The 26,061-nt window shown below is 63.2% G+C and carries 29 protein-coding genes; 13 read left to right on the top strand and 16 right to left on the bottom strand.

All coding sequences use genetic code 11. The features are described from left to right. Positions 1 to 18 precede the first annotated feature (18 nt). The gene (locus tag F7R90_RS08885; protein ID WP_158057042.1) at positions 19 to 513 is read left to right on the top strand and encodes a hypothetical protein; all 495 of its coding nucleotides are present in this window, start codon (positions 19 to 21) and stop codon (positions 511 to 513) included. On the opposite strand, the gene F7R90_RS08880 is transcribed toward F7R90_RS08885, so the two are convergent. Both F7R90_RS08880 and F7R90_RS08875 read right to left on the bottom strand, forming a co-directional pair. Continuing rightward, positions 510 to 1,622, bottom strand: coding sequence for an asparagine synthase C-terminal domain-containing protein (locus tag F7R90_RS08880; protein WP_158058876.1), 1,113 nt, complete (start codon positions 1,620 to 1,622; stop codon positions 510 to 512). The genes F7R90_RS08885 and F7R90_RS08880 overlap by 4 nt on opposite strands. Continuing rightward, positions 1,622 to 2,305 (bottom strand): PHP domain-containing protein, encoded by a 684-nt coding sequence (locus F7R90_RS08875; RefSeq protein WP_158057040.1) that lies wholly within the window; start codon positions 2,303 to 2,305, stop codon positions 1,622 to 1,624. The genes F7R90_RS08880 and F7R90_RS08875 overlap by 1 nt, the downstream gene beginning before the upstream one ends. Before the next feature lie 249 nt (positions 2,306 to 2,554). Between F7R90_RS08875 and F7R90_RS08870 the strand changes: the two genes are divergently transcribed. The 3 genes from F7R90_RS08870 (at position 2,555) to F7R90_RS08860 (ending at position 6,635) form a co-directional block, all read left to right on the top strand. Beyond that, entirely contained in the window at positions 2,555 to 2,761 is a 207-nt protein-coding gene (locus tag F7R90_RS08870; protein WP_158057039.1) for a hypothetical protein, read from the top strand. A 301-nt stretch (positions 2,762 to 3,062) separates the two neighbouring features. Beyond that, positions 3,063 to 5,228, top strand: a complete 2,166-nt coding sequence (gene purL, locus F7R90_RS08865; RefSeq protein ID WP_158057037.1) for a phosphoribosylformylglycinamidine synthase subunit PurL — start codon at positions 3,063 to 3,065, stop codon at positions 5,226 to 5,228. Between the two features lie 54 nt (positions 5,229 to 5,282). Further along, positions 5,283 to 6,635, top strand: a complete 1,353-nt coding sequence (locus F7R90_RS08860; RefSeq protein ID WP_158057035.1) for a hypothetical protein — start codon at positions 5,283 to 5,285, stop codon at positions 6,633 to 6,635. 408 nt (positions 6,636 to 7,043) lie between these two features. Here F7R90_RS08860 and F7R90_RS08855 read toward each other — a convergent pair whose 3' ends face one another. The 3 genes from F7R90_RS08855 to F7R90_RS22525 all read right to left on the bottom strand — a co-directional run bounded on the left by F7R90_RS08855 (position 7,044) and on the right by F7R90_RS22525 (position 9,164). Beyond that, positions 7,044 to 7,532, bottom strand: coding sequence for an SHOCT domain-containing protein (locus tag F7R90_RS08855; RefSeq protein WP_158057033.1), 489 nt, complete (start codon positions 7,530 to 7,532; stop codon positions 7,044 to 7,046). A gap of 58 nt (positions 7,533 to 7,590) precedes the next feature. Next, positions 7,591 to 8,424 carry an MBL fold metallo-hydrolase gene (locus F7R90_RS08850; protein ID WP_158057031.1) on the bottom strand — a complete coding sequence of 278 codons (834 nt, stop codon included), beginning with the start codon at positions 8,422 to 8,424 and terminating at the stop codon, positions 7,591 to 7,593. Between the two features lie 74 nt (positions 8,425 to 8,498). Then, a complete protein-coding gene (locus F7R90_RS22525) occupies positions 8,499 to 9,164 on the bottom strand; it encodes a hypothetical protein (protein ID WP_225741302.1) in 666 nt (221 codons plus the stop codon). 119 nt (positions 9,165 to 9,283) lie between these two features. Between F7R90_RS22525 and F7R90_RS08840 the strand changes: the two genes are divergently transcribed. Continuing rightward, positions 9,284 to 9,985: a helix-turn-helix domain-containing protein gene (locus tag F7R90_RS08840; RefSeq protein WP_158057030.1), complete on the top strand. Its 702-nt coding sequence runs from the start codon at positions 9,284 to 9,286 to the stop codon at positions 9,983 to 9,985. A gap of 5 nt (positions 9,986 to 9,990) precedes the next feature. Here F7R90_RS08840 and F7R90_RS08835 read toward each other — a convergent pair whose 3' ends face one another. Then, entirely contained in the window at positions 9,991 to 10,392 is a 402-nt protein-coding gene (locus F7R90_RS08835; protein ID WP_158057028.1) for a YlbF family regulator, read from the bottom strand. Positions 10,393 to 11,021: 629 nt separating this feature from the next. Here F7R90_RS08835 and dph2 point away from each other — a divergent pair. After that, positions 11,022 to 12,071 carry a diphthamide biosynthesis enzyme Dph2 gene (gene dph2, locus F7R90_RS08830; RefSeq protein WP_158057026.1) on the top strand — a complete coding sequence of 350 codons (1,050 nt, stop codon included), beginning with the start codon at positions 11,022 to 11,024 and terminating at the stop codon, positions 12,069 to 12,071. Positions 12,072 to 12,121: 50 nt separating this feature from the next. On the opposite strand, the gene F7R90_RS08825 is transcribed toward dph2, so the two are convergent. Then, positions 12,122 to 12,316, bottom strand: coding sequence for a hypothetical protein (locus F7R90_RS08825; RefSeq protein WP_158057024.1), 195 nt, complete (start codon positions 12,314 to 12,316; stop codon positions 12,122 to 12,124). A gap of 155 nt (positions 12,317 to 12,471) precedes the next feature. On the opposite strand from F7R90_RS08825, the gene F7R90_RS08820 reads away from it, so the two are divergent. Further along, positions 12,472 to 13,758 carry a hypothetical protein gene (locus tag F7R90_RS08820; protein WP_158057022.1) on the top strand — a complete coding sequence of 429 codons (1,287 nt, stop codon included), beginning with the start codon at positions 12,472 to 12,474 and terminating at the stop codon, positions 13,756 to 13,758. A 12-nt stretch (positions 13,759 to 13,770) separates the two neighbouring features. Here F7R90_RS08820 and F7R90_RS08815 read toward each other — a convergent pair whose 3' ends face one another. The 3 genes from F7R90_RS08815 to F7R90_RS08805 all read right to left on the bottom strand — a co-directional run bounded on the left by F7R90_RS08815 (position 13,771) and on the right by F7R90_RS08805 (position 16,224). Then, positions 13,771 to 14,670, bottom strand: a complete 900-nt coding sequence (locus F7R90_RS08815; RefSeq protein WP_158057020.1) for an esterase/lipase family protein — start codon at positions 14,668 to 14,670, stop codon at positions 13,771 to 13,773. 121 nt (positions 14,671 to 14,791) lie between these two features. Next, entirely contained in the window at positions 14,792 to 15,262 is a 471-nt protein-coding gene (locus tag F7R90_RS08810) for a hypothetical protein (protein ID WP_158057018.1), read from the bottom strand. Then, complete coding sequence (locus tag F7R90_RS08805) at positions 15,259 to 16,224, bottom strand: hypothetical protein (protein ID WP_158057016.1); 966 nt, start codon at positions 16,222 to 16,224, stop codon at positions 15,259 to 15,261. The genes F7R90_RS08810 and F7R90_RS08805 overlap by 4 nt, the downstream gene beginning before the upstream one ends. Before the next feature lie 134 nt (positions 16,225 to 16,358). Here F7R90_RS08805 and F7R90_RS08800 point away from each other — a divergent pair, with 134 nt between their 5' ends. Then, on the top strand, positions 16,359 to 16,757 hold the full coding sequence (locus tag F7R90_RS08800; RefSeq protein ID WP_158057014.1) for a hypothetical protein: 399 nt from the start codon (positions 16,359 to 16,361) through the stop codon (positions 16,755 to 16,757). Positions 16,758 to 16,790: 33 nt separating this feature from the next. Beyond that, entirely contained in the window at positions 16,791 to 17,408 is a 618-nt protein-coding gene (locus F7R90_RS08795) for an METTL5 family protein (RefSeq protein WP_158057012.1), read from the top strand. Here the strand turns inward: F7R90_RS08795 and F7R90_RS08790 are convergent. The 3 genes from F7R90_RS08790 to F7R90_RS08780 form a co-directional block, all read right to left on the bottom strand. Next, positions 17,374 to 17,721 (bottom strand): hypothetical protein, encoded by a 348-nt coding sequence (locus F7R90_RS08790; protein ID WP_192498448.1) that lies wholly within the window; start codon positions 17,719 to 17,721, stop codon positions 17,374 to 17,376. The two genes, F7R90_RS08795 and F7R90_RS08790, sit on opposite strands and share 35 nt — an antisense overlap. Before the next feature lie 64 nt (positions 17,722 to 17,785). Further along, positions 17,786 to 18,784: a M23 family metallopeptidase gene (locus F7R90_RS08785; RefSeq protein WP_158057005.1), complete on the bottom strand. Its 999-nt coding sequence runs from the start codon at positions 18,782 to 18,784 to the stop codon at positions 17,786 to 17,788. Positions 18,785 to 18,849: 65 nt separating this feature from the next. Beyond that, a complete protein-coding gene (locus tag F7R90_RS08780) occupies positions 18,850 to 19,626 on the bottom strand; it encodes a DUF7351 domain-containing protein (RefSeq protein ID WP_225741300.1) in 777 nt (258 codons plus the stop codon). Between F7R90_RS08780 and F7R90_RS22520 the strand changes: the two genes are divergently transcribed. Then, the gene (locus F7R90_RS22520; RefSeq protein ID WP_225741333.1) at positions 19,525 to 19,734 is read left to right on the top strand and encodes a hypothetical protein; all 210 of its coding nucleotides are present in this window, start codon (positions 19,525 to 19,527) and stop codon (positions 19,732 to 19,734) included. The genes F7R90_RS08780 and F7R90_RS22520 overlap by 102 nt on opposite strands. Before the next feature lie 205 nt (positions 19,735 to 19,939). Here the strand turns inward: F7R90_RS22520 and F7R90_RS08775 are convergent, their stop codons facing one another. Further along, positions 19,940 to 21,805, bottom strand: a complete 1,866-nt coding sequence (locus F7R90_RS08775; RefSeq protein ID WP_158057001.1) for a rhomboid family intramembrane serine protease — start codon at positions 21,803 to 21,805, stop codon at positions 19,940 to 19,942. A gap of 142 nt (positions 21,806 to 21,947) precedes the next feature. Between F7R90_RS08775 and F7R90_RS08770 the strand changes: the two genes are divergently transcribed. Together F7R90_RS08770 and F7R90_RS08765 are read left to right on the top strand one after the other, a co-directional pair. After that, on the top strand, positions 21,948 to 22,232 hold the full coding sequence (locus F7R90_RS08770) for a DNA-directed RNA polymerase subunit L (protein ID WP_158056998.1): 285 nt from the start codon (positions 21,948 to 21,950) through the stop codon (positions 22,230 to 22,232). A 229-nt stretch (positions 22,233 to 22,461) separates the two neighbouring features. After that, positions 22,462 to 23,226, top strand: coding sequence for a hypothetical protein (locus tag F7R90_RS08765; RefSeq protein WP_158056996.1), 765 nt, complete (start codon positions 22,462 to 22,464; stop codon positions 23,224 to 23,226). Between the two features lie 59 nt (positions 23,227 to 23,285). Here F7R90_RS08765 and hisF read toward each other — a convergent pair whose 3' ends face one another. Continuing rightward, the gene (gene hisF, locus F7R90_RS08760) at positions 23,286 to 24,101 is read right to left on the bottom strand and encodes an imidazole glycerol phosphate synthase subunit HisF (protein WP_158056994.1); all 816 of its coding nucleotides are present in this window, start codon (positions 24,099 to 24,101) and stop codon (positions 23,286 to 23,288) included. Positions 24,102 to 24,200: 99 nt separating this feature from the next. Here hisF and F7R90_RS08755 point away from each other — a divergent pair, with 99 nt between their 5' ends. Further along, a complete protein-coding gene (locus F7R90_RS08755; RefSeq protein WP_158056992.1) occupies positions 24,201 to 24,386 on the top strand; it encodes a DUF7550 family protein in 186 nt (61 codons plus the stop codon). A 696-nt stretch (positions 24,387 to 25,082) separates the two neighbouring features. Here F7R90_RS08755 and F7R90_RS08750 read toward each other — a convergent pair. Continuing rightward, complete coding sequence (locus F7R90_RS08750) at positions 25,083 to 26,033, bottom strand: WD40/YVTN/BNR-like repeat-containing protein (protein ID WP_158056990.1); 951 nt, start codon at positions 26,031 to 26,033, stop codon at positions 25,083 to 25,085. Between the last annotated feature and the right edge of the window lie 28 nt (positions 26,034 to 26,061).

Below are 26,061 nucleotides of genomic sequence, written 5' to 3'. Positions count from 1 at the left end.
TGTCAATACGTTACCAACATGAGCCTCGGCGGATTCGAGGACGTACTGCGTGCTGGCGAGCAATCGGCACTCTCGTGGGAAGCCTCCGACGTACGGTGGGCAGGTACGCGCGAGGACCCCCGCGACTCGCCCATCGAGTTCGCCGCCACGGAGCGTCGCTTGCTCCTCTCGAACGGGTCTCGAACGGTGACCGTCGAGTACGACCACGTCCGCGCCATCGAGTGCGAGCGGTCGGGGAGCGGGCCAGGACTCACCCTCGCGTTCGGCGCGTCGGGCGCTGTCGGCCTGTTCGTCGGACTCGTCGTCACGACGCGAGATTTCGTCGATGGACTCGGACTTATCGTCCTCTCGCTAATGCTCCTCGGCGTCGGAAGTACGGTCGGCGACTCGTTCGGCACGGACCACTACGAAACGACGCTCGTCATCGACAACGAGCGCCAGCGACTCACTTTCGTCACCTCCGAGGACGTCGCTCCCGAACTCCGGAAACTCGTCGCCGGCGCGGACGATTAAGAATCGACAGAACCCACCTGCGAGGCCACGTACTGCGAGACGTGGTCGTCCATCCGACGCTTGAACCCGGCCTGCCGAGCCAATCTATCGAGTTCCCGACTCACGAGACTCCCGTACTGGACAGCCTTCTTCTCGCGGAACGCCACGGGGTCGGGGACGAACTCGCGGGCCGCCAGTCGGAGTGCCTTCTTTCTCTCACCGCGGGAATCGACCAGCAACTCGCCCGGCAATCGGAGCGCCACACGCACTACCTGGTCGTCCAGCAATGGTGCGACCGGTTCGACGCCAGCGCCGCGCAGTGCCAGCACGTCGCGCTCTAGTTGGGCAGGGAGCGTGCCGACGACTTCGCGGGCCGCACCGCGAACCGTGTCCGCTTCGACGCGGGGGTCTTCTGGCGCACGAGCGACCTTCGCGTAGCCACCGAACAACTCGTCTGCGCCCTGTCCGACGGCGAGTCGGTCGTAGCCGTCTTCGGCCGCGCGCTTTCCGGCAAGGAACAGCGGGAGTGCGATGCTCACGTCCATCGCGTTCGTTCGATTCGTCTCGCGCGCGACTTCCGGAACTGCGTCTTCCACGTCCGACAGCGAGAGTTCGATAACGTCCAACTCTCTGTCCATCAGTCGTGCGGCCTGCCGCGCGGCCGCAACGTCGTGACTCTCCGGGAAGCCGACGACGTACAGCGGTGCGTCGAACGCGCTGGCGACGACTGCCGAATCCACACCGCCAGAAAACGCGACCGCGAGCGAGTCGCTTGCTGTTACATCTAAACTCGCCGCGAGTGCGTCACGGAGTTCCGTGACTGCTCGACGGTCGTCTTCGAACAGAGCGGGGTCTGGGAGTGAGAAAATCTGCTCGAACTCCTCGGCGGGCGCGTCCGAAGCGCCCGCCGGGCACACGTGTCCCGCCGGAACCGACTCGGGAGTATCGAGGTCCGACGGGTCGAAACTCCACGCTGCTGCGTCGTCGCGGTCGTAGAAGAGCGGTTGCCTGCCGAGTACGTCCCGGACGAGTCGGCCGTCGGGCAGTCGGCCAGCGAAGCCAGTAGTTCCAGATAGCGCGTCACCGTCGGCGACGGCCGAGGCGACGTGTTCGACCGACGCGCCGCGAATCACAGCATGTCGCCGAGTCGATTCTTGACCCGGCGTTTCGCACCGCCCGCCGCCTGTCGGAAGCTGATTCGCCACGGCGTGCGTTTTCCTTCGACGCTCGTCCGGCCGTCGAGGACCGCGTCGAGAATCCCCTCCGTCGTTCGCTCCTCGGCGTCGATTCGCGTGACTGCTTGCCCAACCATCTCGCTGATGTGGGCGTCACTGCCCGCCGTCTTCGGCAGGTCGTGGCGCTCGGCGAACTGTTCTGCCTTCCGGTTACCGCGGCCCGTGAGTAGGCGCGAGTTGTACACCTCGATGGCGTCTGCCTGGGCGAGTTGCGATCCGGTAATGTTCGCCATCACGCCACTGCGGGACTTCTGGAACGGGTGGGGAACGACTGCGACGCCGCCCGCATCGGCGATTCGGTCGAGCGTCTCGTCGAAGGACAGTCCGGCGGGGATGCGTTCCTCGATACCGAGCGCGAGGACGTGACCCGCCGTCGTACTGATTTCCATGCCGGGGAGTCCGACCAGCCCGTACTCCGGGGCCTTCTCTGCGGCTTCGAGGCTGGCGTCTATCTCGTCGTGGTCGGTGACCGCGACGGCGTCCAACCCGACGGCCTCCGCCTGCTGGAGCAGGAGGTCTATGGGGTCCCGACCGTCGTAGGAGAGCGACGAGTGGGCGTGTAACTCGACCGATAGCACAGGCGGACGTTGGCATGGCGGCGGCAAAAGCGACTCGGTACGAAATGGATGGCCAACGAACCCATTGCCGAGCGCCGTCCGCCACGGTCCGGACGCGCTCCACGGCGACTACAACCGTTCCGGACGCGCGTGGCTGGCGCTTGTCCAACCTCCGCAAGCATCCTCAGTGTCGTCTGTCACGGCTCGTTTGAAAGGGGACTTTCGTTTGTAGCCGTCAGTGCTATTTGTTTTCACGGAATATCACGTGACGTGTCCGATTTCGGTAATCCGGCTGGCTTCGATCTCGCAACAGTACTGACTGGCTCCGGGGTCACGCTCCTCCTCTCCGCCGGTATCGCTAAGTACGGCGACCAGTTTCGACTCAGCCCAGCAGAACTCTACGGCATTAGCGGTCTCGTCCTCGTCGTAATCGGGGTCGTCTTCGGTCTCGTTCTCGTCGCAACTGGGAACCGATAGTCGTACCGAATTGCGGTTCGGAGCGCTTCTTCTGGCAAATAGTACGGTCTAAGCAGCGCGCTACCCGTCACCGATGCAGACTCCCTCGCCACCAGTTTTGTATATCATCATGAGATTTATTAGTTCGAGGTCGGACGGAGTAAGTGTCAGATTTGAGGAGATAGTGTCAGAATCCAGAACTGAATATGCCGGAAAAACCGTCTCGCTCGCGGGAACGTCCGAACTCGGACGACTCCTCGTTGGTATGCACGTCCCTGCACATGGAAAGGCATTAATCTGCCCTGTCTGTACAGAAGAGTGAATGAGTCTCTCCGAGCAAGACCGCGAACTGGTCGTCGCCGAACTCGACCGGGAACCGACCCCGGCGGAGGCGGCGCTGTTCGAAAACCTCTGGAGCGAACACTGTGCGTACCGCTCGTCTCGACCCCTGCTCTCTGCCTTCGATTCGGAGGGCGAGCAGGTCGTCGTCGGGCCGGGCGACGACGCGGCAGTCGTGGAAGTCGCGGACGGCACTTACATCACGATGGGCATCGAGAGCCACAATCACCCCTCGTTCGTGGACCCCTACGACGGCGCGGCGACAGGCGTCGGCGGCATCGTCCGCGACACGCTCTCGATGGGTGCCTACCCAATCGCCCTGGCTGACTCGCTGTACTTCGGCGACTTCGAGAGGGAGCATTCGCGCTACCTGCTAGACGGCGTCGTGGAGGGCATCTCGGACTACGGCAACTCGATTGGCGTCCCGACGGTCACGGGCAGCACGGAGTTCCACCCGGACTACGAGGGTAACCCGCTCGTCAACGTCGCGTGCGTCGGACTGCTCTCCGAAGACCGCCTCGTGACTGCCGACGCCAAGGAAGTCGGCAACAAACTCGTTCTCGTGGGCAACGCGACGGGCCGCGATGGCCTCGGCGGTGCGAGTTTCGCTAGCGAGGACTTGGGCGAAGACGCCGAAACGGAGGACCGCCCCGCCGTGCAGGTTGGGGACCCCTACACCGAGAAGTTGCTCGTCGAAGCCAACGAGGAACTGTTGGACGAGGACCTCATCGAGGCGGCCCGCGACCTCGGCGCGGCCGGACTTGGCGGCGCGTCCTCGGAGATGATAGCCAAAGGCGGTCTCGGCTGTGAGATTCGATTGGAGGACGTCCACCAGCGCGAACCCAACATGAACGCGCTCGAAATCCTGCTCGCCGAATCGCAGGAGCGCATGTGCTACGAGGTCACGCCGGAGAACGTCGAAGCAGTCGAGGCAATCGCCGAGAAGTACGACCTCGGCTGTTCGGTCATCGGCGAAGTCACTGAGGGCAACTACACTTGCACCTTCGATAGCGAGGCGAACGACTCGGAAAAGCCGACCGAGGAGAGAAGCGACTCGGGAGGTCGTGAAACTGTCGTAGACGTAGACGCCTACTTCCTTGGGGAAGGCGCGCCGATGAACGACTTAGCGTCTGAGAACCCGGAGGAACAAGAGACGGACCTGCCCGACGCCGACCTCAGGGAGGCGTTCGAAGCAGTCGTCGCCAGTCCAAACTGCGCGAGTAAGCGGTGGGTCTACCGACAGTACGACCACGAAGTGCAGGTCCGCACGGCGACTGGCCCGGGTGACGATTCGGCGGTGTTGGCGCTCAGAGAAGCTGAAACCGGACTCGCATTTTCTTCGGGCGCGATTCCGCACTGGACGACTGCCGCGCCGTACGACGGCGCTCGCGCCGTCGCACTCGAAAACGCGACGAACATCGCGGCGAAGGGCGCGACACCCCTCGCGGCAGTGGACTGCCTGAACGGCGGCAACCCCGAAAAACCCGACGTGTACGGCGGCTTCAAAGGAATCGTAGACGGTCTGGCCGACATGTGTTCGGAACTCTCGGTGCCCGTCGTCGGTGGCAACGTCTCGCTGTACAACGACTCGCCGTCGGGGCCGATTCCGCCGACGCCGACGCTGGCGATGACCGGCACGAAAGAAGGGTACGATGCGCCGCCCGCCGCGCTCTCAGGTGACGGTACCCTGCTCGTCGTCGGCGACGACGGCGGCGCGAAGTTGGGCGGTTCAGAGTATCTCGCGCAGATGGGCGGGAGCGACCAGTTCCCCGAACTCCCGGAAAACGCGAGCGAAGTCGTGGCGGCACTCGCGGAAGTCGCAAACCTCGACTCGTCGCTCGCAGTTCACGACGTGAGCAACGGTGGCCTCGGGGTCACGCTCGCCGAGATGGTCACCGAGGAGGCGGGTGCGACGGTGGACGTTTCGAGCATCGAAGTGCTCTTCGCAGAGACGCCAGGGCGCGCAGTGGTGGAGACCACCGACCCTGAAGCAGTTCGCACGGCGTTCGACGGCGTCGCCCCAATCGCGGAACTCGGCGAGAGCGACGACACTGGCGTCTTGGAACTCTCGGTCGGCGACGAGTCGCTAGTCTACGACGCGGCCGAAATCGGCGGACTTCGAGAGACGCTCGCCCGCGAGTTGGACTGACTTTTCACTTCGGTCACCGCAACTCCTTTGCTCCGGCGGTCCCCGTGGTGAAACGTGTCACGGACCGCTATCGTCTGCGTCTTCTGTCTCTTGCTCGCGGGGTGTACGGCCCCCGCTGCGAATCCGACGACGAACGCCGTTGGGAACGGTGCCCCGCCTGACGCGAACGACCCCGTCGAGACGACGACCGTTCCCAGCGACTCGAACGCGACCACACAGAGTGGTGAATCCGGCTACGACATCCCCGTCAGCGGCGGGTCGCTCCCGATAGACCACGAGCGAACGTTTGGGAGAACTATCGGACTGCTCGGCGCGAACGCTTCGCCGCCGACGGTTCTGCTCGTTAAATCTCCCGAGGAGTTGGCCTCGCCGAGCGGTCCGAACGGTGGTTCTGGGAGCGGGCAATCGACGACCAGTCGGACGTTTCTCGGCGTGATGGGTGTCGGACAGGATTCGGGTGGTGGCGAACGAGACGACGGAGAATCGGACGACGGCGACGACTCCCGACCGACTGGCATCACCGTCGCGGCCTACGTGCCGTCGGCGTACTCAGTCGTCGTGAACGAGCGCCTGACCGCGCCGCGCTACGAACGGAGTCTAGAGCGGACGCTTGCCCACGAGTACACCCACACGGTGCAGTTCCAGCGCGATGCGTTCACGCGACTTCAGCGCGCGCTCTCGCTCCGAGACGACTACTCTCGGGACACGTATCTGGTCTACCTCGGCGTCGTCGAAGGTGCGGGCGTCTACACCGAGGTCGCCTACGACCGCGAGTACCTCGGGGGGCGTGGTTCGCCGACGATTTCGAACGCGCAGTACCGAAACGCCCCCTCGGCGGCCCAGTACTCGCTGGCGCGCTACTACTTCGGCTACCGGTACCTCGACGCCCGACTCGACTCCCCGTCGGGTCTCGAAACAGTGTACGACGACCCACCGCGAACGACCGAGGAGTTGCTTCACAATCTGACGCCGGGGTCAGAACCGCCGAAGCCACTCTCGGTCTCGACGGCATTCACAGACGACCGGTCGGTCGGACTCGCCGACACCAACGGCGAGTTGATGACGCGAATCTTCCTCGCGACCGAACTGAACGCTTCGCGGGCGTCGAGCGGTGCCGACGGCTGGGGCAACGACAAAGTCGTGCCAGTCGAAGGCCCGAACCGGAGTTTCGTCTGGGCGACTCGTTGGGACTCCCCAGCGGAAGCCAACGAGTTCGAAACCACCCTAACGGAGTATCTCGCGGCCCGTGGCGAGCAATCAGGCGACATCTGGCTTGACGGCCCGCTCCGATTTCGCGTGGTCAGGGTCAGCGACGAGTCGGTGGTCTTGCTCGCTGGCGACGAGTCGTTCGTCCGGAACAGTTCGGCTTCAGGGTCGGACTCGACTGTGGAAGTGAGGACAGAATAGGAAGTTGGGCGTCTCTTTCACGACCTTTGTCCTCGGGAACGGCGCGCGCTGGCCGCGGCGTTGAGGCCGCGGCCAGACACGTGCGAGGTCTTCGTGAACGCAGTGAACGAAGTCGTTCGAAAGGGCGAAGCCCTTTCGTGATGTTGTCAGACTACGTCTGACAGCTTGCAGGACCTCCGGTCCTGCAATGCCGAAAACCTTCGGTTTTCGAGCAGCTCGGCAGACGCGGTTTGTCTGCCGGGAGACGAGTATCACAGCGCGGAAGACGCGACCATTCGGGTCGCGTCTTCCGAACCCGAGAAACGCAGTCGGGTGGGAGGTGTGTGGCCGTCGCGGTGCGGTCTTCCCGGTTTCGGGAGTAGATAGCTTCACTGCGATTACTCTGTTCCTTCTCTACGCGTTGACTCTTCACTCGATTTCGTGTTCGACTTGCGTTTCCCGACCCTGTCCAGAATCCACGCCCAGAACCCCGTCCAACCTACGTTCGAACTCGTGCTGAGAGAGTTCACCGGCCGCGTATCGTCGTTTCAGAATCTCTTCGGGGTCGTCTTCGTCGCGTCGCACTCTCGCATCGCTACTCACACGCTCACTTCTCCCGACTTCGTACTCTTTCACCGACTCAAGATTGCCAATCAACGAGAGGTACACCGGCCAGAGGACAACCAGCGAAATCGCCAGCAATGCCGAACCGACCGGCACCGAGGCGAGTCCGACGAGTTCGCTCAGGAACAGCGGCGAGACCGGGCCGGTCACCTGCACGATACCCGCGAAGAACAGGAACGAACCGAGACCGAGGCCGAAGACCACTCCGAACAGTGTCCTGCCGAGCGCGCCGTCCGGCGTGTACTGCTCGATTCGGTCGTGCCACCCGAGCGACTGCGATGGAGAGCGAGGCATCGACTACGTATCAGTATCGAGCTGTAAAATAACTGTCGGGAAGGTGGTCGGGTCGAACTTAGAGGTCTACTCTGTCGCCGATTTCTACGAGTTCCAGTCGCTCCGGATACTCGAAGCTCTTCGCGTGGTGGTGCAGTACCTTCGGGTCCGAAGTCATGCCCTTCCACATGTCCCAATGGCTCGGCAGGAAACGGTCGAACTGCAGGTCGCTGGCTGCCTCGACGGCCTGATTCTCGTCGTTGTACCAGCGCGTGCGCGTCGGTTCGCCGGTCTGCTTGTCCGGGATGTTGCCCACGGTGCCGAACGCCAGCACGCCGAGGTCGATGTCGTACGTCTCGCCGATTCGTGCGAACTCGTCGCTGGGCTTGGTGTCGCCGCCGTGGAAGAAGGTCGCGTCCTCGTACTCGACGACGTAGCTCACGGGATGGGTCGCGTCGGGGTCGTGGGCGGGTTCGACGTGAATCGTGAACGCGCCGACTTCGAAGCTGTCGCCCTCCTCGATTTCCTCGAACTGGTCGTCGCTCACGTTCCACTCGTCGGTCCAGTTCTCGTCGTCCCGAGCGACTGCGAGGCTGTCGTCGGGCGCGTAGTAGTTTGCGCCAGTGTTCGCCAGAATCGGAGCCTGACTCGGTCCGTCAACGTGGTCGGTGTGTTCGTGCGTGGCCAGCACGGCGTCGGCCTCCGTCACGTCTTCGGGGTCGAACGGTACCGGAATCATCCGCGTGGTTCGCGGTGGGTCACCGACGCCGAGGTACGGGTCGATGTAGATGGTGGTCTGCTCGGCCTTCAGGACGAAGCCGTTACAGCCCAGATACCAGACTGCGACGCCATCCGGTGCTGCCTCGGCGACTGCTCGCGGGAGCCAGTCGCCCCAGTCGCTGTGAATCGTCATACGCGAGGAGTTGACGACGAGGCCGGTAAGCCTTGCGTTCGCGGCGAGCTTACAACTCCCGGAGTCTCACGTCTTCACAGACTCTTCAGTCGGACCTCGTCGTCCTCGATAGCTTCGATGCGCTCCGCCGACACGGAGTAGGCCTCTTCGTCGCGGCTTTTCCATCCGAGGCGAGTCTTGATTCTGTCGGCGATGCCCGGATTCGGGTCTACGTAGACCATCGACGAGGCTTCGTCTACCTTGGTGACGACCCCAACCTTCTCGCCGCTGGCGTTCACGACGCGCTTGCCGACGTCGCCGTCGTCTGGCGACAGTGACGGGGCTTCGTTCGTGGCCGAAACGGCTGCCTCGGCCGCCGTTTCGGCAGGCGCTTCCGTGGTCTCGGTCACTTTGGATTTGGGGTCGGTGTCTCGCTCTGCTTCCTCGTACGCGCCAGTACGGTCTACCAGTTCGAGTTGGCCGGGACCCTCGTTCGGCCGGTCGCCGTAACGGACGAGCGCCAACTCGTGGGCGTCGAAGCGCTCGAAGAACGCCTCCCACGACGTCTCTTCGACCGATTCGTCGTCGTCGCCGTCGGTTCCGGGGTAGTAGATGTACGGAAGCTCTCGCTCACCCTGCGTCTCGTCCGTTCTGAGTGCCGGTTTCGCGCCGTTGCTCTCGACCCACGTCCGGACCGTCTCGTGGGTCGTGGTGATGTTCGTCTCCTCGCTCGTGATAGTCGTGTCTGTGTCGTCGTCCATTCTCCCACCCACGACGACTCTCTACGAGGACGCACTTAGCCGTGCCGCCCCCTAAATACCGGTGTGTTCGTGGCCGCAAATTTAAGGGTTCGAATCGTCGTAGTGGCAAGGGCCTCTCCATGAGTGTAGTCGCCGAATTTCGGACAGTCTCCGAAGAGTTAGTACTCTCTCCGACGCTCCGCACAGTCCCCGAGATAACTGTCGAGGTCGAACGAGAGTTCGCAACCGACCCGGAACGCCCGATTCTGTTCTTCTGGGCCCACGGCGGGTGGTTCGACCGCTTCGAATCCGAGTTGCACGCCGACCCGAGCGTCACCGACGTGGTTCGTCTCGACGTAGTCGAAGACGGGTCGGCGGTCGAACTGTCTCGATACGACGGCAGTGGCGACGGCGAGTGTCGCCTGTACCGCGCGCAGTTGACCGACCACCCCGTCACGCTGTACCCGGTCTACGTGGGTCTCGGTGCCGCCATGCTCGAACTGGTCGGGTCCGGCGACAGGTGGGACGCGAAGATGCGGTTCCCCTCCCGCGACGCGCTATCGGAGTTTCGCCAGCACTGTCTCGACGAAGACGTCGAGTTCTCGCTCAAGCGACTGTACGGGCCGGAATCATCGACGAGCGGAACCGACGACGAGTTGACCGACCGCCAGCGAGAAGCACTCCGACTAGCACTTGACCACGGCTACTTCGAAGTGCCGCGAGAGACGCCACTCTCTGCGCTCGGCGACGAGTTGAACGTCTCGGACCAAGCGGTGTCAGAGCGCATCCGCCGCGGCGTCCGCTCCGTCGTCGCCGACAGCTTAGGTGAGAAAGAAAGCTGAGTCGTCTATTCCTGACAGCAACCGCCGCCCTGCTCGCCGAAGTCCACCGCGAGCGGTTCCGAGATAGCCTCGTTGACGGCTTCGAGCGTCGATTCGAGTTCGTCCTGTGCTTCCATGTACTCGGCCATCACCGGCAGTTCGTGGAGGTCTTCCTGCGCTTCGCGGACCTTCTCTACGTCCTCCTGTGTCGCCTCGCCGGTCTGGCGCGCGAGCATGAACTCCTGTCGCAGTTGCTCGAACTCCTTGACTCGCTCCTGCGCTTCGGCGTCGTTCTCGACGGCCTCCTTCGCTTCCTCGAACTGCTGGTACTCCGTAGACTCGGCGATGCGCTCGCCGAGTTCGCTGCCGAGTTCTTCGAGTCGGCTCAGGTTCGTGGTCTCGCCGTCGGCTTCGGTCTCGATGCTCATGTCGCGGGCTTAGACCTGTGGCGTTTTAGATGTGCCGGATGGAGACGTTATCTTGGGTTGTCGGAGCTAGTTGCTGTCGCTGAGAAATCAGTCTCGCCTTATTAGAACTATGTGACGCAGTGCAGCTAGCTACTCCCGAAACCAAGGTGGGACCGCACAGCACCGCACCGCGACCGCACCGGCCACACACCTCCCCACCCGACTGCGCGACTCAGTACGACCGGCGCGACGTGTCGCGTCTGTCGGGCTTTCGTTGCTCATCCCTCGCACGGGTTTGGCGCGGCATTGAGCCGCGCCAGCGCGCGCCGATGACATGAACTCAGTTTCGCGTATTTTCGCTGACGACCGGCGCGTGCGGGCGAATCCCAGAGGTGATTCGCCCGTTCACGTGAGGGATGACTGAGCGTTAGCGAAGGAATCGGTTGGGGAGGTGTGTGCCCTCGCGGAGCGGTGCTGTGCGGTTCTCCTTTGTATCGTGTGAGCAGGAAGCTTCTCTGTGTCCGTTATCCTTCGTATATTCGTTCCTCCGGAACGAGAAGCAGCACCGACGTACTCACTAACTCTTTCCAACCATCCCACCCACTTCCAGAACACCGCACTTAAACGCCCGCAACGACAACCCCGTTGCAATGAGCCAAGAGAGCGAGTATAGCGAGGGCGACCTCCGGAAGACCGGCATGTCGCTCAAGCACGACCGGGAGTGGGACTACGAACTCGACAGGATTGTCGAGGCAGTCGAAGAGCGAGACGCCACCAAGGTCGGCTTGCAGTTCCCCGAGGGTCTCAAGCGTCGCGGCCCGAAAGTCGCCGACGACATCCGCGCGCTCGTCCCCGACGACGTGACCGTGATGATTTCCGGCCAGCCCTGTTACGGGGCTTGTGACCTCGACACCTTCCTGATGAAGCGCACCGACGTGTTCGTCCACTTCGGCCACTCGCCGATGAAGAACACGGACAAGGTCATCTACGTCCCGCTGTTCTCGAACGTGGACGTCTTCCCCATCATGGAGGAGTCGCTGGAGGAACTCGCGGACCCAGACGAAAATCCCGACGTCGGTCTCGTGACGACCGCCCAGCACATGAACCGCTTCGAAGAGATGAAAGACTGGCTGGACGAGCGCGGCTACGAAGTCCACACTCGCCGGGGCGACGACCGCCTGACCCACGAGGGGCAGGTCCTCGGTTGTAACTACGCCAGCGCCGACATCGACGCCGACCAAGTGCTGTACGTCGGCGGCGGGAAGTTCCACCCGCTCGGCCTTGCAATGGAGCATCCCGACAAGAACGTCGTCATCGCCGACCCCGTGAACAACGTCGTGACGATTGCAGATACAGAAAAGTTCCTCAAGCAACGCTACGCCTCGGTCCACAAGGCGATGGACGCCGAAAAGTGGGGCGTGATCTTCTGTACGAAAATCGGCCAAGGTCGCTGGGAGCAGGCCCAAGAAATTCTGGACGACAACGACGACGCTTACCTCATCACCATGGACGAGGTGACACCTGACCGTCTGCGCAACTTCGACATGGACGCGTTCGTGAATACGGGGTGCCCACGCATCACGACCGACGACGGCCCGCAGTTCCACAAGCCGATGCTCACGCCCGGCGAGTACGAGATTGCGGTCGGCAACAAGCCACTCGAAGACTTGAGCTTCGATACCTTCCACGGGACTTGGTAAGCGGTTCGTTGTTCGCTCCGCTTTTTTCTCTTCGCTTCTCTCGTTCCGCGCTACTCTTTCGCGCGACGTTCCGCCAGCACGAGCAAGTCTGTCGTATCCACGAGGAAGACGATTGCACTGCCGATGACGAGCAGAATTCCCACAAGCGTCAGTACCGCATCCTGGCGAAAGACGAGGTAGATGCCCCCCACGAGCATCACTGCCGCGGCGGCGGCGAGGAGCGCACCTCGACGCGTGCGGTTCATGTGCTAACACTCGACGTGATAGTTGATAAACTACTGGCCTAATTCTGCGAGGCACCGGTTCGTGTCTCCGCCGTCGCTACATTTTTGTCGATACTCTATCTGGTCACGAGTATGTCCCTCCAACTCGAAAGTGCAACCACCACGGGGTGTCGCCCGTGAACCGCCGCCACTTTCTCGCCGCCGGAGCGGTCCTCGGCGGCGGGTCCATCGGTGCCGTCGCGCTCGGCGTCCCCGACGCCGTCGCGCTAGAACTCGCCAGACGCGAGTCGGTGCCGGAACTCCGACCGCAGGTTTCCGTCACTCCGAGTCACGCCGAAGCGGCCCGCAAACACGGCCAGCGAGTTCTGAAAGATGCTCGAACCGCGTGGGACCGCGCCGATACCTCGGCACTCGACAGACATCAGCACAGTTCGTTCGAGAGCAAGTTGGAGATGGCCGAAAGTTTTCTGGCCGACGTAGACGAGACCACGGCAACGCTCCAAACGCTCGAAGCGTGCCAGTACGCGGTTGGCGAGGCTGCCAAGACGCTCGGTGCGGCGCGCTACCTGAACGACCGATTCGACCGCGAGAAGCACGTAGAGGACGCCGAGCGACTGTACGGCGGTGCTGAGCAGTTCCGCGACGGTATCGACTACACTTGCGGGTACACCGACCTGTTCGTCGTTCACGTCGAACGAGCAGAGTACAACGCCCGCCAGACGAGGATGCGCCTCGACGGGTACGTCGAGGACGACGCGCAAAACGGCGAAGAGGAGAAGGGCGACGACGGGAATCCCATCGAGGCCGCCGCGAGCCTCGTTTCGGCAGTCGAGACGGCGAAGCGGGACTTGGAAGATGGCAAGCGAATCTACCGTGATTATCGCTCGCGCGACCCCGTTCGAGACCCGTTCGCAGACGCACTGGCGCGCAACTACGAGGACCTGCACTCGCAGGCGACGCAGATGCACGAAGCACGCGACGAGGACGCGCTCGACCACCTCGAAGACGGTCCCTACCTGCGGGCCCGCGACCGAATCGCCTCTCACGGCTGGTACTATGGCCAGTCGCGTTTGCGCGATGCGACCCGACAGCGCAAATTGGGCGACAGAGTCTACGCCGCCGTCACCGCCGCCGAGTCGTTGCAGGAATTTCTCGCGTGGCGGTACGGGACTGCACATCTCGAAATTACCCGCGAGACCGAGACGGTCGATGCGAGTACGGTCGCCGACGCGAAGCGAACTGCGGTCAGCGAATTCGAATCGGCGTACCAGCACGCGGAAGGCGCGCCCGTGATTCGTCGGCTTCTCGAAACCGCACGAGAGCGCATCGACACTGGCGACGACGCGCTGGATTGGAACGACAAGGAGTATCCGCGTGCGCAGGTCTGTGGTTACTACCTGCTCGGGGCGGGGCACGCGAAGTATGCCGTGCAGACTGCGCGGCGACTCACGCGAAGAGAATAGCCGAGCGCGAGATTAGAAGTTCGAGACGACTTCCGACATACAGCCGTCGCCGGGTTCGTGGTACGAGAAGTGGTCCGGCACGTAGTTGACGTTGTGGTCGGTGTAGTTCGCTGGCGGGGTGCCCTCACAGCCTTCCTCGCCGACTGCCGAGTCGAACTCGCCGGTCGAGTACGCCCAGTTCAGCACGTCGTCTTCGTCCTTCCAGTAGTTGTCCACGTGACCGGCGACGGCGGCGATGTCGTCACCGTACTCGCCGCTGACCGACACAGCGTCGTTGTCCGCGGCCGCGCCGAGGAGCGTGGCGGACTCGATGGAGTCCTGCTCGCCGAGTCCGTTGAGTTCCTTCAGCGTCGAGACCAGCACCCTGCCACCGAGCGAGTGGCCGATGAGTCGCACGTCGGCACCGGTCTGAGAGCGGTAGTACCGGATGAAGTTGGCGAGTTTCTTGCCGTTGCGTTCGGCGATGTCAGTCGCCGGCCACCAGTCGGTCGTGCTAGTGTCCGAGTCGTAGCTGAAGCCGATGACCGGCTGGTCGTAGCCGTTGTTCCGAAGCGAGGTCTTGATAGTCTGGAAGTGGTCCGGGGCGGCCGACTTCTCGACCAGCCAGCCGTGAATCGAAATCATCACTTCGTCCGGGTCGGCGCTACTGCCGTAGCCGGGGATGTCGCCGACGGTGCTGTAGTCCCACGCGGTGTGGCCGTCGGTCAACTGGTCGCCGTACCACCAGTGGATGTCGAAGTGTCCGCGCGTGGTCGCTCGTGGGAAGTCGGCGGGACCGGTGATGTCGCCGTCGTCGCCCTCGAACGCCGCGGCAGAGCCGGTGAATCCGGCGAGCCCCACTGCGGTGACGCCGGTCGCTTTCAGGAATCGTCGTCGCGTCGCGTCTACGTTGGAATCGTCTGGTGAGCGCATATTCCACGACATGCACTAACGATTATTAACTTTATTCCGCAGCATATGAACTTTACAGTAGTTTATCATTCCGCTATCAAAACTCCCCGGAGCGGATGTTTCGCGGAGTTCGTACCGGAGTTCACCCGTGCAGTTCGAACTCCACCGCGTAGACGGCCCCCTCGCCGTCTCGCTCGACTGGAACTGCGAAGGCGTACGTGCCGGGTTCGATGGGTCCGACGCGGAGTCGCCACGTCCCGCTTCCGTCGGACTCCTGCTCGCACGTTTCGTCGATATCGCGTTCGAGAGTCAGCACCCAGTCGTGGCTCCGTCGGGGTTTGAGGTACATCGCGGGCTTTGGCGTGAATTTCGGGGCGACGTGTCGCCATCCGTTTGCGGTTCGCTCGAAGAGGTTCCAGCCGTAGTAGTTCGTCTCTATGCCGGTGTCGCCGTCGTTCACCAGCCGAAGCGTGAACTCCGCTTCGGGGACCGACCTGCTGGTCGCAGACGAATCGAGTCGCGTCTTCGCGTCGGCGGCGACATCTGCCGACCAGACGACTCGTGCTTGGTCACCGGGAAATTTGGCGAGGATGTCAGCGCCGTCTTCGTTCATCCATCTGCAGTCTCTTCACTCGTCTCGACTTTGTACGTGTCGCCGTCGTACCGGACGTAGGTCGGGCCTTGCGTAGCCAGAATCACCGACGCCATCTCCTCGCGTGCGTTCTCGACGCGAACTGTCTCGACGCCCGCCTCGAAGTGCGCCAGCGCGTTCCGCACGGCAGTAGTTCGAAGCACCTGCTCGGTGACGACTCGCTTTGGCTCTTCCGGTGGGTCGCCGACCCGCGTTGCGGTGAGTCGCTTCTTCGAGTTCGACTTGGTGGTCGTCACGACGACGGTGCCGTCGTTCCGTTCGACGCTCTCGATTCCGACCGGTGTCAGTTCGAGCGAGTCCCCGGTAAGTTCGAAGCGTCTGACGAACGCAATCTGACGCTCGTCGCTCTGGCCCCGGAACCAGCCGCTGACGCCGAGCGCGTAGGTGCCCGCGCCGAGTCCGGGAACCGAGATGTCCTCAGTCCCCTGCGCGGTCGGTATCGGCTGGTCGAGGTCGGTGTTATCGACGGTGAGGGTCCACGTGTGCGAACCGCCTGATTCGAGGGTATGTAGTGGTGCTGGCCAGTACGATGGAGTGACGTGGTACCACGCTCCCTTGACCCGCTTCCAGAGTTTCCATCCGTAGAAGTTCGAGGCGAACGCGAGGTTCGTCGTGTTCTCCAGCGTGAACGACAGTTTGGCTTTCGGGAGCGTCTCGGAGTCGCTGGACCCGTCGAGAACCATCGGGCTATCTGCTCTTGGTGAGCAGACGACGTAGTTTTCGCCCCACTTCGGACACTCCTCTGGGTTCTGCACTCCGAGTTCCGGCGGTTCGGTGGTCGTCCTGGATGGGGTCTCGGTAATCGGGTCAGTCGTCGTCTCGTTCGTCGGCGTCTCGCTGGTCGTCCCACTTCCCGACGTGTCGGAGAGACAGCCACCGAACGCTGCGCTTCCGAGGAGGGAGAGGGCTTGACGGCGGTTCATGGCGATTCCTTTTCGCCCTCTGGATAAGTGTCTTCAGATGGCTGAAAGAACCGCTTCACTCTTTCCAGCACCGAGAGATTACTATTGCGCATACACAAACCTTTTAGTATAACCAAACGGAATGTGCTGTCAAGATGAGTACGACCCGTTCCGCCGACGCCCGAACCGCCGTCGAACACTGCCGAATCGAGGACGCGACTCCCGTCACGCTCGACGCCGAGGCACTGCCATCGACCGCGCCACAGCGTCTGCGTGACGTGAAAGCCGAACTGGACGCAGACGACCTCGTTCCCGCGCGACTCGTCGTGGACACCTGCTTCGACGAGGACTGCTCGTTCGCGACGCAGGAGGAGGCAGACCGCGTGCGGGAGTACGTCCGCGCCGCTGGCTTCCTCGGCGCTGGCACTGTCACCGTCGAGTTCGACGGCGTGGCCGACCCCGCGAAAGTCCGGCCAGCGCTCGCCGCAGTGGCCGAGCGCGCCGAGCGCGAGGGCGTGACGCTCGATGTGGACGGACCCCTCAGCTTGGACTGAATCCGAAGACTCTCTTTCTCCCGGCGTCTTCCCATTCGCATGAAGGCCGCTCTGGAGCGCCGTCTCTCGGAAGTTTCGGGCTTCGCCGACCCGAAGGTCGAGTACGAGCAGTACCCGACGCCCGCCGACCTCGCGGCCCATCTGGTCCACCTCGCGGACGTGCAGGGGGACCTCGCAGGCAAGACAGTCGTCGATTTGGGGACCGGAACCGGCATACTCGCGCTCGGTGCGGCGACTCGCAATCCGGCCCGCGTTCTGGGCGTCGAACGCGACCCAGAGGCACTCTCACTGGCCCGCGAGAACGAGGCGCGATTCGCCCCCGAAGTCGGGGTCGAGTGGCTCCTCGCGGACGCGACTCGCCCACCGCTCTGTCTCTCAGATGTGACCGTTTTGATGAACCCGCCGTTCGGCGCACAGCGCGGTAACGTCCACGCCGACCGCGCGTTTCTAGAAACAGTCGCGGACATCGCGGCGGTCTCCTACTCGATTCACAACGAAGGTAGTCGGGAGTTCGTGGAGGCGTTCGCCGACGACGACGACGGTGAGGTGACCCACGCGTTTCGCGCAGAATTAGCCCTCGCCAAACAGTACGACCACCAGACGAGCGAGCGCGAAGTCATCGACGCCGAAGTCTTTCGAATAGAGTGGTGAGCGCTTCGAAAACGCGGAGGAGTGGCGACCAGAGGTACATGTGGAATTGCCAGTAGATTCCTTGGAGCATGTTTTCGACGACCGAAATCGGAGAGAAGCCCGCGTCCGGATTCTCTGCAGGCTCGAATTTGGTTTCGAGCGTGCCCCGCGAGACGTGGCGTATCTCTCCCGTGTGTGCGCGCCGACCGTTCGCGTCCGTGACTCGGAGCAGTGTCACTTCTTCAGTCGCGCCGACGACTCTGTAGACGGTCGAATCACGCGCCTCGTCAGTTCGCCGGTAGTGGTTGCCAACTTTGATCATCGTCGTGGTCATTTCGACTCGATGAGCAAATCCGTTGCGCGAGTCGCGGTCAGTTCGTTCGTTGCGCGAGCCACGGTCAGTTCGCGCGCTCGACGCACTGGCCGCGTTCGAGGTAGACGTGTTCGTGCGTCGTCTCTTGGCCGTCTCGGCCGCTCGTCCGCACGTCGCCGAAGTAGACGGGCAAGCCCATCCCGAGGAAGAAGTTCGGGCGGTCTTGGACGTGGAAGTGGAGGTGCGGTTCGGTGGAGTTACCGGAGTTGCCACAGCGGCCGATTCGCTGTCCGCGCTCGACGCGCTGGCCTTCGGACACTTCGACGCTGTCTTCTCGGAGGTGTGCGAGGTCGCTGTACTCGTCGTCGGCGTGTTCGATGGTGACCCAGTTGCCCCGCAGGTCGCGCTGGCGCGGGTCGAGCCAGCCACCGGCGCGATGGTAGTCGCGGTGGCCGTCGCTGGCTTCCACGACGACGCCGTCGGCAGGTGCGACCACTGGTTCGCCGAAGCAGTAGTACTCTTCTGGACTGTCGCCGTCGCCCTCGTAGCTCTTGCCCGCTTCGTCTGTCATCACGAGGTCGTAGGCATATCGCTGGGTGAGAATCCCCCACGAGTGGGAGTCGTCGCGCGTCGGACCGCCGTTGACGACGGTCCACTCGCCTTCGACCGGCAGGGTGTACTCGACTCGTTGGTCGAATCGTTCCGGATTCGGTAGCCGGAATCGGTGACGGAAGAGAATCGGAACGTGGCCGAGCAACTGCAACAGTCCCTTCGCTTGGACGAAGGGGTTGAACTGGATGTACACCATCGAGACGAGCGGGCGAACGCCCGACTGCGTGCCCATCTGAATCCAGTCGGTTGGGTTCTCGTCGCTCCCCGGCGACGGTAGGAACCCCCGAACCACCGGCCAGAGTGCGAACAGGCCGAACAGGAAGAACTGCTGCATCCACTCCAGCGAGGGGACGAACACGCCGGGAATCCCGAGCAAGAACAGGAGACTCAGGTACGTCGGGTCGGGAAGCCGACGGAGCAGACTGTCGGACTGTTCGACCGACGGTTGGTCGTTTCGCAAAGTGTCAGTCATCGCTATCGGGAGAGATGACCGGACCCGGCATAAGCACTTGGCGAACGTTTCTTCTATCTAGAATTTTACTTTTCTGTGGCGACGACAGCCCCCGTCTCGTCCACGGTCACGTGGAGCGTCTCCGCGTCGAACGCCACGCCGACTTCGACGCGAACGGGGTCGCTGTCGAGAACAGAGACAGTCGAACCGTCCTGCACGAACGGTAGCTCCCAGACGTGTCGGTCTCGGAGCGTCCGACCGTGACGACGACAGAACGCGGCGACTTCTGGGTCTACGAGGAGACAGAAGCCGACCGGTCCGACGACTTGTCCGCCACAGGTGTCACACTCCGCGCGGAACCCCGGCCGAGGGTCATCCTCTCGAAGTAGCACTTCCGTCTCGATGGGCCCGTAGCAGTTCGGACAAGTGCCTTCGAGAGCCAACTCGATGGCTTGGAACGCCAGTAGTTCCCCCAACTCCACAATTTCTGTCAGCGTCGCACCCTCGGCGGCGTTCGGCGGGACGCTCCACTGGAAGAGCGCGTGGTCGTTCGCACAGGTGACGTGGCAGACGCTGTCCTCGTAGCTCGCCAGTGCTGGTTCGCCACAGACGAAGCAGTCGCTGTCGAGTTCGGTCGGTCCCCTCGACACGCGCTCGGTGTACGTCCCGGTGAGGATGGCCGTCACGACTTCCATGCCAGCGTGGGTCAACTCGTAGCCCTCCTCGGTCTTCTCCACGAACCGGCCCCGAAGTTTCTGGAGGTGGTAGCGAAATCGCCCGGAGTCGCGGACGCCGACGCGCCTGCGCAGGTCCGCGAAGCCGACCGGTCTCGGTTCTCGGGCCTCGCGCCAGTCGGCCGCCAACGCCTGCAAAATCTCGACGCGGACTGGGTCGCTGAGCGCACCGAAGGCCTCTGCCGGATCGCCGTCCGGTCGGTCGTCGGCCGTGGTGTCGCCTCGTCGGTCCTGTGACTCGCCGTCGTCTCGCTCGTCGTCTCGGCGGTCAGACGTCTCGCTCGTCGTCTCGGCGGTCAGACGTCTCGCTCGGTCCTCGGTCGCCGTCGTTCGCTGATGGACTCACGAGTGTCGCCTCCGAACGTGCTGGTCCCGAACGGACTGCCCTCGCATCTCGCGGTAACTGACTGGCAGGCGAGTAATAAACGACAGGGTCGAGCGGTCAGCGATAGCTCTCTTTCGCCGCGACTCGGATCCGAGTGCCGTTCGTCTCGGCGAACAGTTGCTTGCCCTTCCGTTCGAACTCGATGCCTTCGATGGTCACGTTCTCGCCCTTGGCAGGCATGGGGGCAGTCGCCACGGTGGAGTTGTTCTCCGAGAGACGAAGGAAGAACTTCCCGTTCTGGGGGACCACCGCGAAGTCCTTGTGTTCGAGTGTCGGGCCCGCAGTCGCTGGGTCTGAAGCGAACGTGTGTCGCCAGCCTTCCATCTCGGGGCCTTTCAGCCAGACTTGGTACGCCGTCTCGCCGTGGACCGTCTTCCACCCCGCTCGGTTGACGCGGACGACCTCGGACCACCCGACGCCCCCGACGCGGATTCCCGTCCGTCCGGTGAACGCGAGTTGCCCCTTCGAGACGGCCCGCGCCCAGATTTCGCGGTCGGGGTTGACCACGATGACGCCGCTCGTCTGGACGTCCGTCGTCTCGCCGAACAGCGACACGTCGATGACGGACACCTTCTCGTTGGGAACGCTCTCGGCGTACGTGACGGTGTAGCCGTTCACGTCGATAGTCGGTCCTTCGCCGGGCGCGTCGGCGCTCGGTTGAACGTCGGTCATGTTGACCGGGATTGCGACTCCGGCGAACACCGCCAACGGGAGCATGAGCGCGACGTACGCTGTCTGCTTGCGCGTGATGCCAGTCTGTGGGAGCAACGGTTTCTCGGAACTGACGACGCCGACGGCGGAGATAGCGACGAACACGGTCCCGAACAACAGACTGAGTGCGCTGATTTCGTAGCCAGCGATGGGAACCGTCTGGAGGAAGGCGGCGGGCGCGCCGAGCGTCCGCCAGAGCGCCCACCCGAGGACGAGAATCGAAGCGAGACCGACCGACGCGTGGCGGCGAGTCGGCACGGCGGGGAGCGACCGGTCGCTGGCGCGGGCCGCGAGCGTGGCCAACAGCGCGACCACAACGACGAAGACGATGCCCAGTCCGCGGTAGAGGACGTACGTACTCTCGCCGCGATACCACCAGAGCGCCCACAGCGACATGGACGTCCCCATAACGGTCAGACCGGTCCATAGTCGGAGCGCGCTCGGGCGCTCCCGCCGTTGGTAGAGGAGCGCGACGCCGAGGACGATGCCGAGGAAGAGACCGAGTGCGTGACCCTGTACGGCGATACCGTACCACCACGGCGTGTTGAATCCCGGCCGAGCGGTCCCGAGGATGACGGGGTCGCGCATCGCGAGGTAGACCGTTCGAACGAGGCTCTGCACCGAGAGCGCGACGACTGCGCCGAGGGGGTATCGAACCGCCGCGAATCCGGCGAACGCGAACACGACGCCCGAGAAGCCGATGATGGGACCCCACGCGAAGATGCTCGTGGCGAGGCCGACGACGAACACGCCTACCGGGAAGAGCACGAACGCACGAATCCACGGGTTCGTTCGCCACGACCCGAAGCTCCGTTCACCGCGCTTCGTCGGGTAGTGACTGAAGTAGTACTCGGCGAGCGGTGCGACGGCGAGCGTGCTGGTCATGTTGCCGACGAGGTGGGAGGCCCCGTTGTGCGAGAACGGCGCGAGCAACCACCCAGTCGGGTAGAGATACGACCACGAGGAGAACGGTAGCGTGACGGGATTGAACCAGTGGTCCCACCCTTGCTGAACGAACAGGTAGACCGAGACGACGGCGACGACAGACACCACAGTGCCCCACGGCACGCCCAGCAAGAACCGCGAGCGAACCTTCCGTCCCCAGCGTCCTCGCGGCCTATCGAGCACCCAGACCAGCACGACCGACAGCAGAAAAGCGAGGGGGATGGCTACTTGTTCCGGCGAGGGTAGCCACGTGAGGGACTGGCCCATATCAGCCTCTTGGCCGCAAGACGTATAAATGGGCGGCTGAATTTGGTTCGGGCTTTTACGGCGATTCGAAGGACGGAACGTTCGAACAATACCAGAACCAGTTTCCGCAACCTTGAAACGCGCGAAACCAGAACAGAGCGGTATGGAACTACGGGTCATCGAGAAGGAGGACGACGAACTCTCCATCGAAATCGGCGGCGAGGACCACACCTTCATGAACGTACTGAAGGGCGCGCTCCTCGAACGCGACGGCGTCGCCGCGGCGACGTACGACGTGAACCCCGAGCAGTCCGGCGGCCAGACGGAACCGATTCTCACCATCAAATCCGAAGACGGCTCGGACCCCCTCGACGAACTCGAAGGGGCCGCGGGCGACCTGCGGGACATGACCGACGACTTCCGCGAGCAGTACCAGAACGCCGCGTAGATTCTCTTTCTGTGGACTGAGCGCGGACTCACGCTTCGCGTGAATCGTAGCCCCGGACACGTTCGGTAAGCTACGTTACTTGATGTTTGCTGGTCCTACTGGCGTACGGGCTGGCGATATCCCGTCCCGAATAGGTCGGAACTAACGAGAGACAACGGGCCACTGAACTGACGAACGCCTGCGAACGGTCGGGTCGGTTTATCCGCGCGCTCGGAGAGTCTGGGTTCGTATGAGAATCACCGCAGTAGTCGTCGCTACACTCGTCTTGCTGGCCGGTGCCTCCTCGGTACTGGTCGCGGCCGAGTCGGCGGCACCGAGCGCACGTACCGCAAGCACTGACGCCATAAGCACCGACACGATAAACGCCGAGTCCTCGTCGGTCGCAGTGCAGGAGAACGCGACCGAGGTGACGCTGTCGAACTTGACCATCGAACGGCTCAACATGACCAACGTCGGCGTCGAGTTCGCGCGACTGAACGAGACGCTGCTCAACGGCACGAACGGCACCACATCGCTGGGGACCGCCACGGCGTCACAGATGACGGTCGTCAACGCGACGTTGGAGAACGTCACCTTGGAGAACGTCACGATTCGCAACCAGACGGTTATCGACGCGCTGTTCCCTGACGGCGTGCCCGAGAACGACACCGCCACCGTCGAGAACGCGTCGTTCGAGGACATCAACGTCTCGGCCATCCAAATCGAGACCGGACTCGTCGAAGACGCCGAGGTGAACAACGTCAGTGCGGGCATCTCACTCACGCCCGGCGTGCCGCCAGAGGACGCAGGTGACCCCGCAATCGAAGCCGAGAACATGACCGCCGGCTTCGTTTCCTTGGACGAAATCGAAGCCGAATCGGTGGGCATCGAGAACGCTTCCGTCGGCATGGCTGGCGGAATGGGCGAGGAGACGACGAGTGGCGAGGAGACGACGAGTGGCGAGGAGACGACCACGAGCAACGAGTCGGCGGCACGAGACGCACCAGTCTGGTAACGCAAGAGGCGAATACGAAGAAGAGCAAACGAAGCGAGACCGAATCGTCCGCGTCTCTTTCAGAGTCGCACTGGGACGCCGCGCTGGTCGAGATACTCCTTCACGTCCCGAATCGAGTACTCGCCGAAGTGGAAGATAGAGGCCGCGAGTCCGGCGTCTGCGCCTGCGTCGGTGAACACCTCGTACATGTCCTCCGGGCCGCCGCATCCCGAAGAGGCAATGACGGGCGTACTGACCGCGTCGCAGACGGCCTTCGTCAGCGGGATGTCGTAGCCGTCTTTCGTCCCGTCGGCGTCGATGGAGTTGACGAACAACTCGCCTGCGCCCCGTTCCTCTGCTTCTTTCGACCACTCCACCACGTCGAGTCCGGTGCCTTCGCGGCCCCCTTTGACTGTACACTCGAACCAGCAGGACTCGCCGTCTACCTCGGCGTAGTGTTCGCCCTGCTCGTCGAATCGGCGGCGCGCGTCCACGGAGATGACGATGCACTGGCTACCGAACGCCGCCGCGCCCTCCTCGATGAGGTCGGGGTTCGCAATCGCGCCGGAATTGATCGAGACCTTGTCCGCGCCTGCGCGTAGCGTTTCTTTGATGTCTGCCGTCGTTCGGATGCCGCCACCGACGGTCAGCGGGATGAACACCTCGTCGGCGACTTTCGAGACGGTGTCGAGCATCGTCTCGCGGCCTTCCGCGGAGGCGGTGATGTCGAGGAAGACGAACTCGTCGGCCCCGGCCTCGTTGTAGGCCCGCGCCATCTCCACGGGGTCGCCGGTGTACTCTAAGTCCTCGAAGTTGACGCCGGTGTAGACGGCGGGGTTGCCCTCGTCGTCTACGTCCACGTCGATGCAAGGGATGATTCGCTTCGTGAGGGTCATTCGTTGGGCGAAACTTCGTCCGAACGCCGTTTGACGGTTTCGACTGCGGCAGATTCCAAGACAGACGAAATTAAGTGACCACCGCTACAACGCTCTGCTATGGACGACCACACTGACGCACACGACGACGCACACAGCGGTGACGAGCACGGCCACGACGTAGAGGGACTCGACCGCGTGACCTCCCCGATGCAGGACTTTTCGATGTCACAAGTCGGCATCGGCTTCGCGGTGATGGTCGTCGGCGTACTCGTCGCGTTCGTCGTTCCGTTTCTCGCGGTCTGAAATACGGATTTCTTGGGTTTCGATACTGGTGAGTAGTGGTTTCGAGCCAGTGGCTACCCCATCCGGCGCGCGCTGGCGCGACTCGTTGTTTGAGTCGCGCCGGCCTGCGCGAGGGACGAGCAAGGAGGCCCGAACGGCGCGACTCGTCGCGCCGTTCGTACTGAGTCGCGCAGTCGGGTGGGGAGGACGTGGGTCTTGCGGTGCGGTCGCGGTGCTGGGCGGTTTCTCACAGGTTTCGGGAATAGCTAGCTTCACCGCGTTCGTTACTGCCGTGACAGGCAGAGCAACCGCAGTTTCTCCGAAAGCGCCCGGCCCCTGTCAGTCCGCCGTCGGACAAACCGCGTCCGAAGAGCCTTCCTTCGCTTCGCTCAGGAAGACCACCTGTCGGATATTTAGCCGGGCGTTATCGGTGGAAGGAGGCATCGAGCGTTTTGGAGATAGATAGGCCTGTCCGTTGTAGTCAGGTCCGTACTCCGAGCAGAACACTGCTACAGCACTCCACCCATACATTCAAATACGAAACCAAAGCCAACTCTCCCCGGACGTTTCGCGCGGTTGCGAGCAGATAGCTGGCGAGTCAGTCAGCAGTGTCTTCGACCTCGTAATCCGCCAGTCCGACTACCCTGAAAGGGCTGTGCCCCCTAATCGAGTCACGACGCTACGCGCGCACAATCACAACTCTACAACGCGCAGAACCTACAACGCGCAGAGCGCCGCAACCCCAGCCTCGACCCGGCCGCCTTCGACCCACTCTCCACCGTCGCGGAGAATCACGCCACCGTCGTTTGTCCCGGCGACGATAGTATCATCTCCGACCGTCCACGACAGCACGACTTCCTCGGGGTGGCCGGGGTACTCGACCACGTCAAAGCTATCCCCGTCGTCCACAGACTCGAAGAGCGCGGCGTCCGCGCCGCGCTCGCCGCGCCACGTGCCCGGCGAGGAGCGCGCCGCCGCGGCGTACAGCACGCCGTCGTGCGCGAACGCTTCGCGGAAGTACGTCTGGTCGAGGCTGTCGTCGAGGCGCGTCCAACTCTCGCCAGCATCTCGTGTCCGATAGAGGCCACCGCCACAGGAAGCCACGTAGTGGTCCGGCCCGCGCACGAGTACGTGGTGTACGTCGTCGTGGACTCCGTCCTTGCGCTCTTCCCACGTCTCACCCCTGTCGTCGCTCACGTGGACACCGCCGACTTCCACGCCTGCTATCACGCGCTCTGGTACGTCCAGGTGCGCGCCCAGACTCCGAACGTGTGCCTCGTTGCGGTGGCGCGGCGTGTACCACTCCTCGCGCGAGGGGAGGTCTTGGAACGACTCCAACTCGCGCCACGAGCGACTGTCATCTTCTCTCTCTTCGCCACTCTCGGAGACGTAGAGGTGCGCGGGATGCGTGCCCGCGTAGAGTCGGTCGCCGTCGGGACTGCCGACCACCGAGTACACTTCTTCGCGCGGCACGTCGAGGTCCGTCCACGAATCGCCGTCGTCCGTCGAGTGGTAGAGTCCCGACTTTGTCGCGGCGAACACGCCGTCGAAGGCGTCGAACTGACGGACGCGGAGGACCCGGCCGCAGTCGAGTACCTGTTCGGCCGCGTCGAACCGGGGCCCAGTTGTTCGATACACCCCGTCCCACGTTCCAGCGAGGAGCGTCATGGCGGTAGCTACGGCCTCCAGTTCCAAA

This window comes from Halorussus halophilus, assembly GCF_008831545.1.
GTDB lineage: Archaea > Halobacteriota > Halobacteria > Halobacteriales > Haladaptataceae > Halorussus > Halorussus halophilus.
Note: the sequence above shows the minus strand (reverse complement) of the source record. Positions and strands in the feature narration are given on the sequence as shown.

What these genes read in the sequence shown, in the direction of transcription:
- F7R90_RS08825 (WP_158057024.1), bottom strand. Translation starts at nt 12,316, where the DNA reads ATGAACCGCACGCGTCGAGGTGCGCTCCTCGCCGCCGCCGCGGCAGTG.
- F7R90_RS08790 (WP_192498448.1), bottom strand. Translation starts at nt 17,721, where the DNA reads ATGACCACGACGATGATCAAAGTTGGCAACCACTACCGGCGAACTGAC.
- hisF (WP_158056994.1), bottom strand. Translation starts at nt 24,101, where the DNA reads ATGACCCTCACGAAGCGAATCATCCCTTGCATCGACGTGGACGTAGAC.
- F7R90_RS08835 (WP_158057028.1), bottom strand. Translation starts at nt 10,392, where the DNA reads ATGAGCATCGAGACCGAAGCCGACGGCGAGACCACGAACCTGAGCCGA.
- F7R90_RS08770 (WP_158056998.1), top strand. Translation starts at nt 21,948, where the DNA reads ATGGAACTACGGGTCATCGAGAAGGAGGACGACGAACTCTCCATCGAA.
- F7R90_RS08800 (WP_158057014.1), top strand. Translation starts at nt 16,359, where the DNA reads ATGAGTACGACCCGTTCCGCCGACGCCCGAACCGCCGTCGAACACTGC.
- dph2 (WP_158057026.1), top strand. Translation starts at nt 11,022, where the DNA reads ATGAGCCAAGAGAGCGAGTATAGCGAGGGCGACCTCCGGAAGACCGGC.
- F7R90_RS08850 (WP_158057031.1), bottom strand. Translation starts at nt 8,424, where the DNA reads ATGACGATTCACAGCGACTGGGGCGACTGGCTCCCGCGAGCAGTCGCC.
- F7R90_RS08750 (WP_158056990.1), bottom strand. Translation starts at nt 26,033, where the DNA reads ATGACGCTCCTCGCTGGAACGTGGGACGGGGTGTATCGAACAACTGGG.
- F7R90_RS08775 (WP_158057001.1), bottom strand. Translation starts at nt 21,805, where the DNA reads ATGGGCCAGTCCCTCACGTGGCTACCCTCGCCGGAACAAGTAGCCATC.
- F7R90_RS08785 (WP_158057005.1), bottom strand. Translation starts at nt 18,784, where the DNA reads ATGACTGACACTTTGCGAAACGACCAACCGTCGGTCGAACAGTCCGAC.
- F7R90_RS08755 (WP_158056992.1), top strand. Translation starts at nt 24,201, where the DNA reads ATGGACGACCACACTGACGCACACGACGACGCACACAGCGGTGACGAG.
- F7R90_RS22525 (WP_225741302.1), bottom strand. Translation starts at nt 9,164, where the DNA reads ATGGACGACGACACAGACACGACTATCACGAGCGAGGAGACGAACATC.
- F7R90_RS08805 (WP_158057016.1), bottom strand. Translation starts at nt 16,224, where the DNA reads ATGAACCGCCGTCAAGCCCTCTCCCTCCTCGGAAGCGCAGCGTTCGGT.
- F7R90_RS08885 (WP_158057042.1), top strand. Translation starts at nt 19, where the DNA reads ATGAGCCTCGGCGGATTCGAGGACGTACTGCGTGCTGGCGAGCAATCG.
- purL (WP_158057037.1), top strand. Translation starts at nt 3,063, where the DNA reads ATGAGTCTCTCCGAGCAAGACCGCGAACTGGTCGTCGCCGAACTCGAC.
- F7R90_RS08855 (WP_158057033.1), bottom strand. Translation starts at nt 7,532, where the DNA reads ATGCCTCGCTCTCCATCGCAGTCGCTCGGGTGGCACGACCGAATCGAG.
- F7R90_RS08840 (WP_158057030.1), top strand. Translation starts at nt 9,284, where the DNA reads ATGAGTGTAGTCGCCGAATTTCGGACAGTCTCCGAAGAGTTAGTACTC.
- F7R90_RS08765 (WP_158056996.1), top strand. Translation starts at nt 22,462, where the DNA reads ATGAGAATCACCGCAGTAGTCGTCGCTACACTCGTCTTGCTGGCCGGT.
- F7R90_RS08810 (WP_158057018.1), bottom strand. Translation starts at nt 15,262, where the DNA reads ATGAACGAAGACGGCGCTGACATCCTCGCCAAATTTCCCGGTGACCAA.
- F7R90_RS08815 (WP_158057020.1), bottom strand. Translation starts at nt 14,670, where the DNA reads ATGCGCTCACCAGACGATTCCAACGTAGACGCGACGCGACGACGATTC.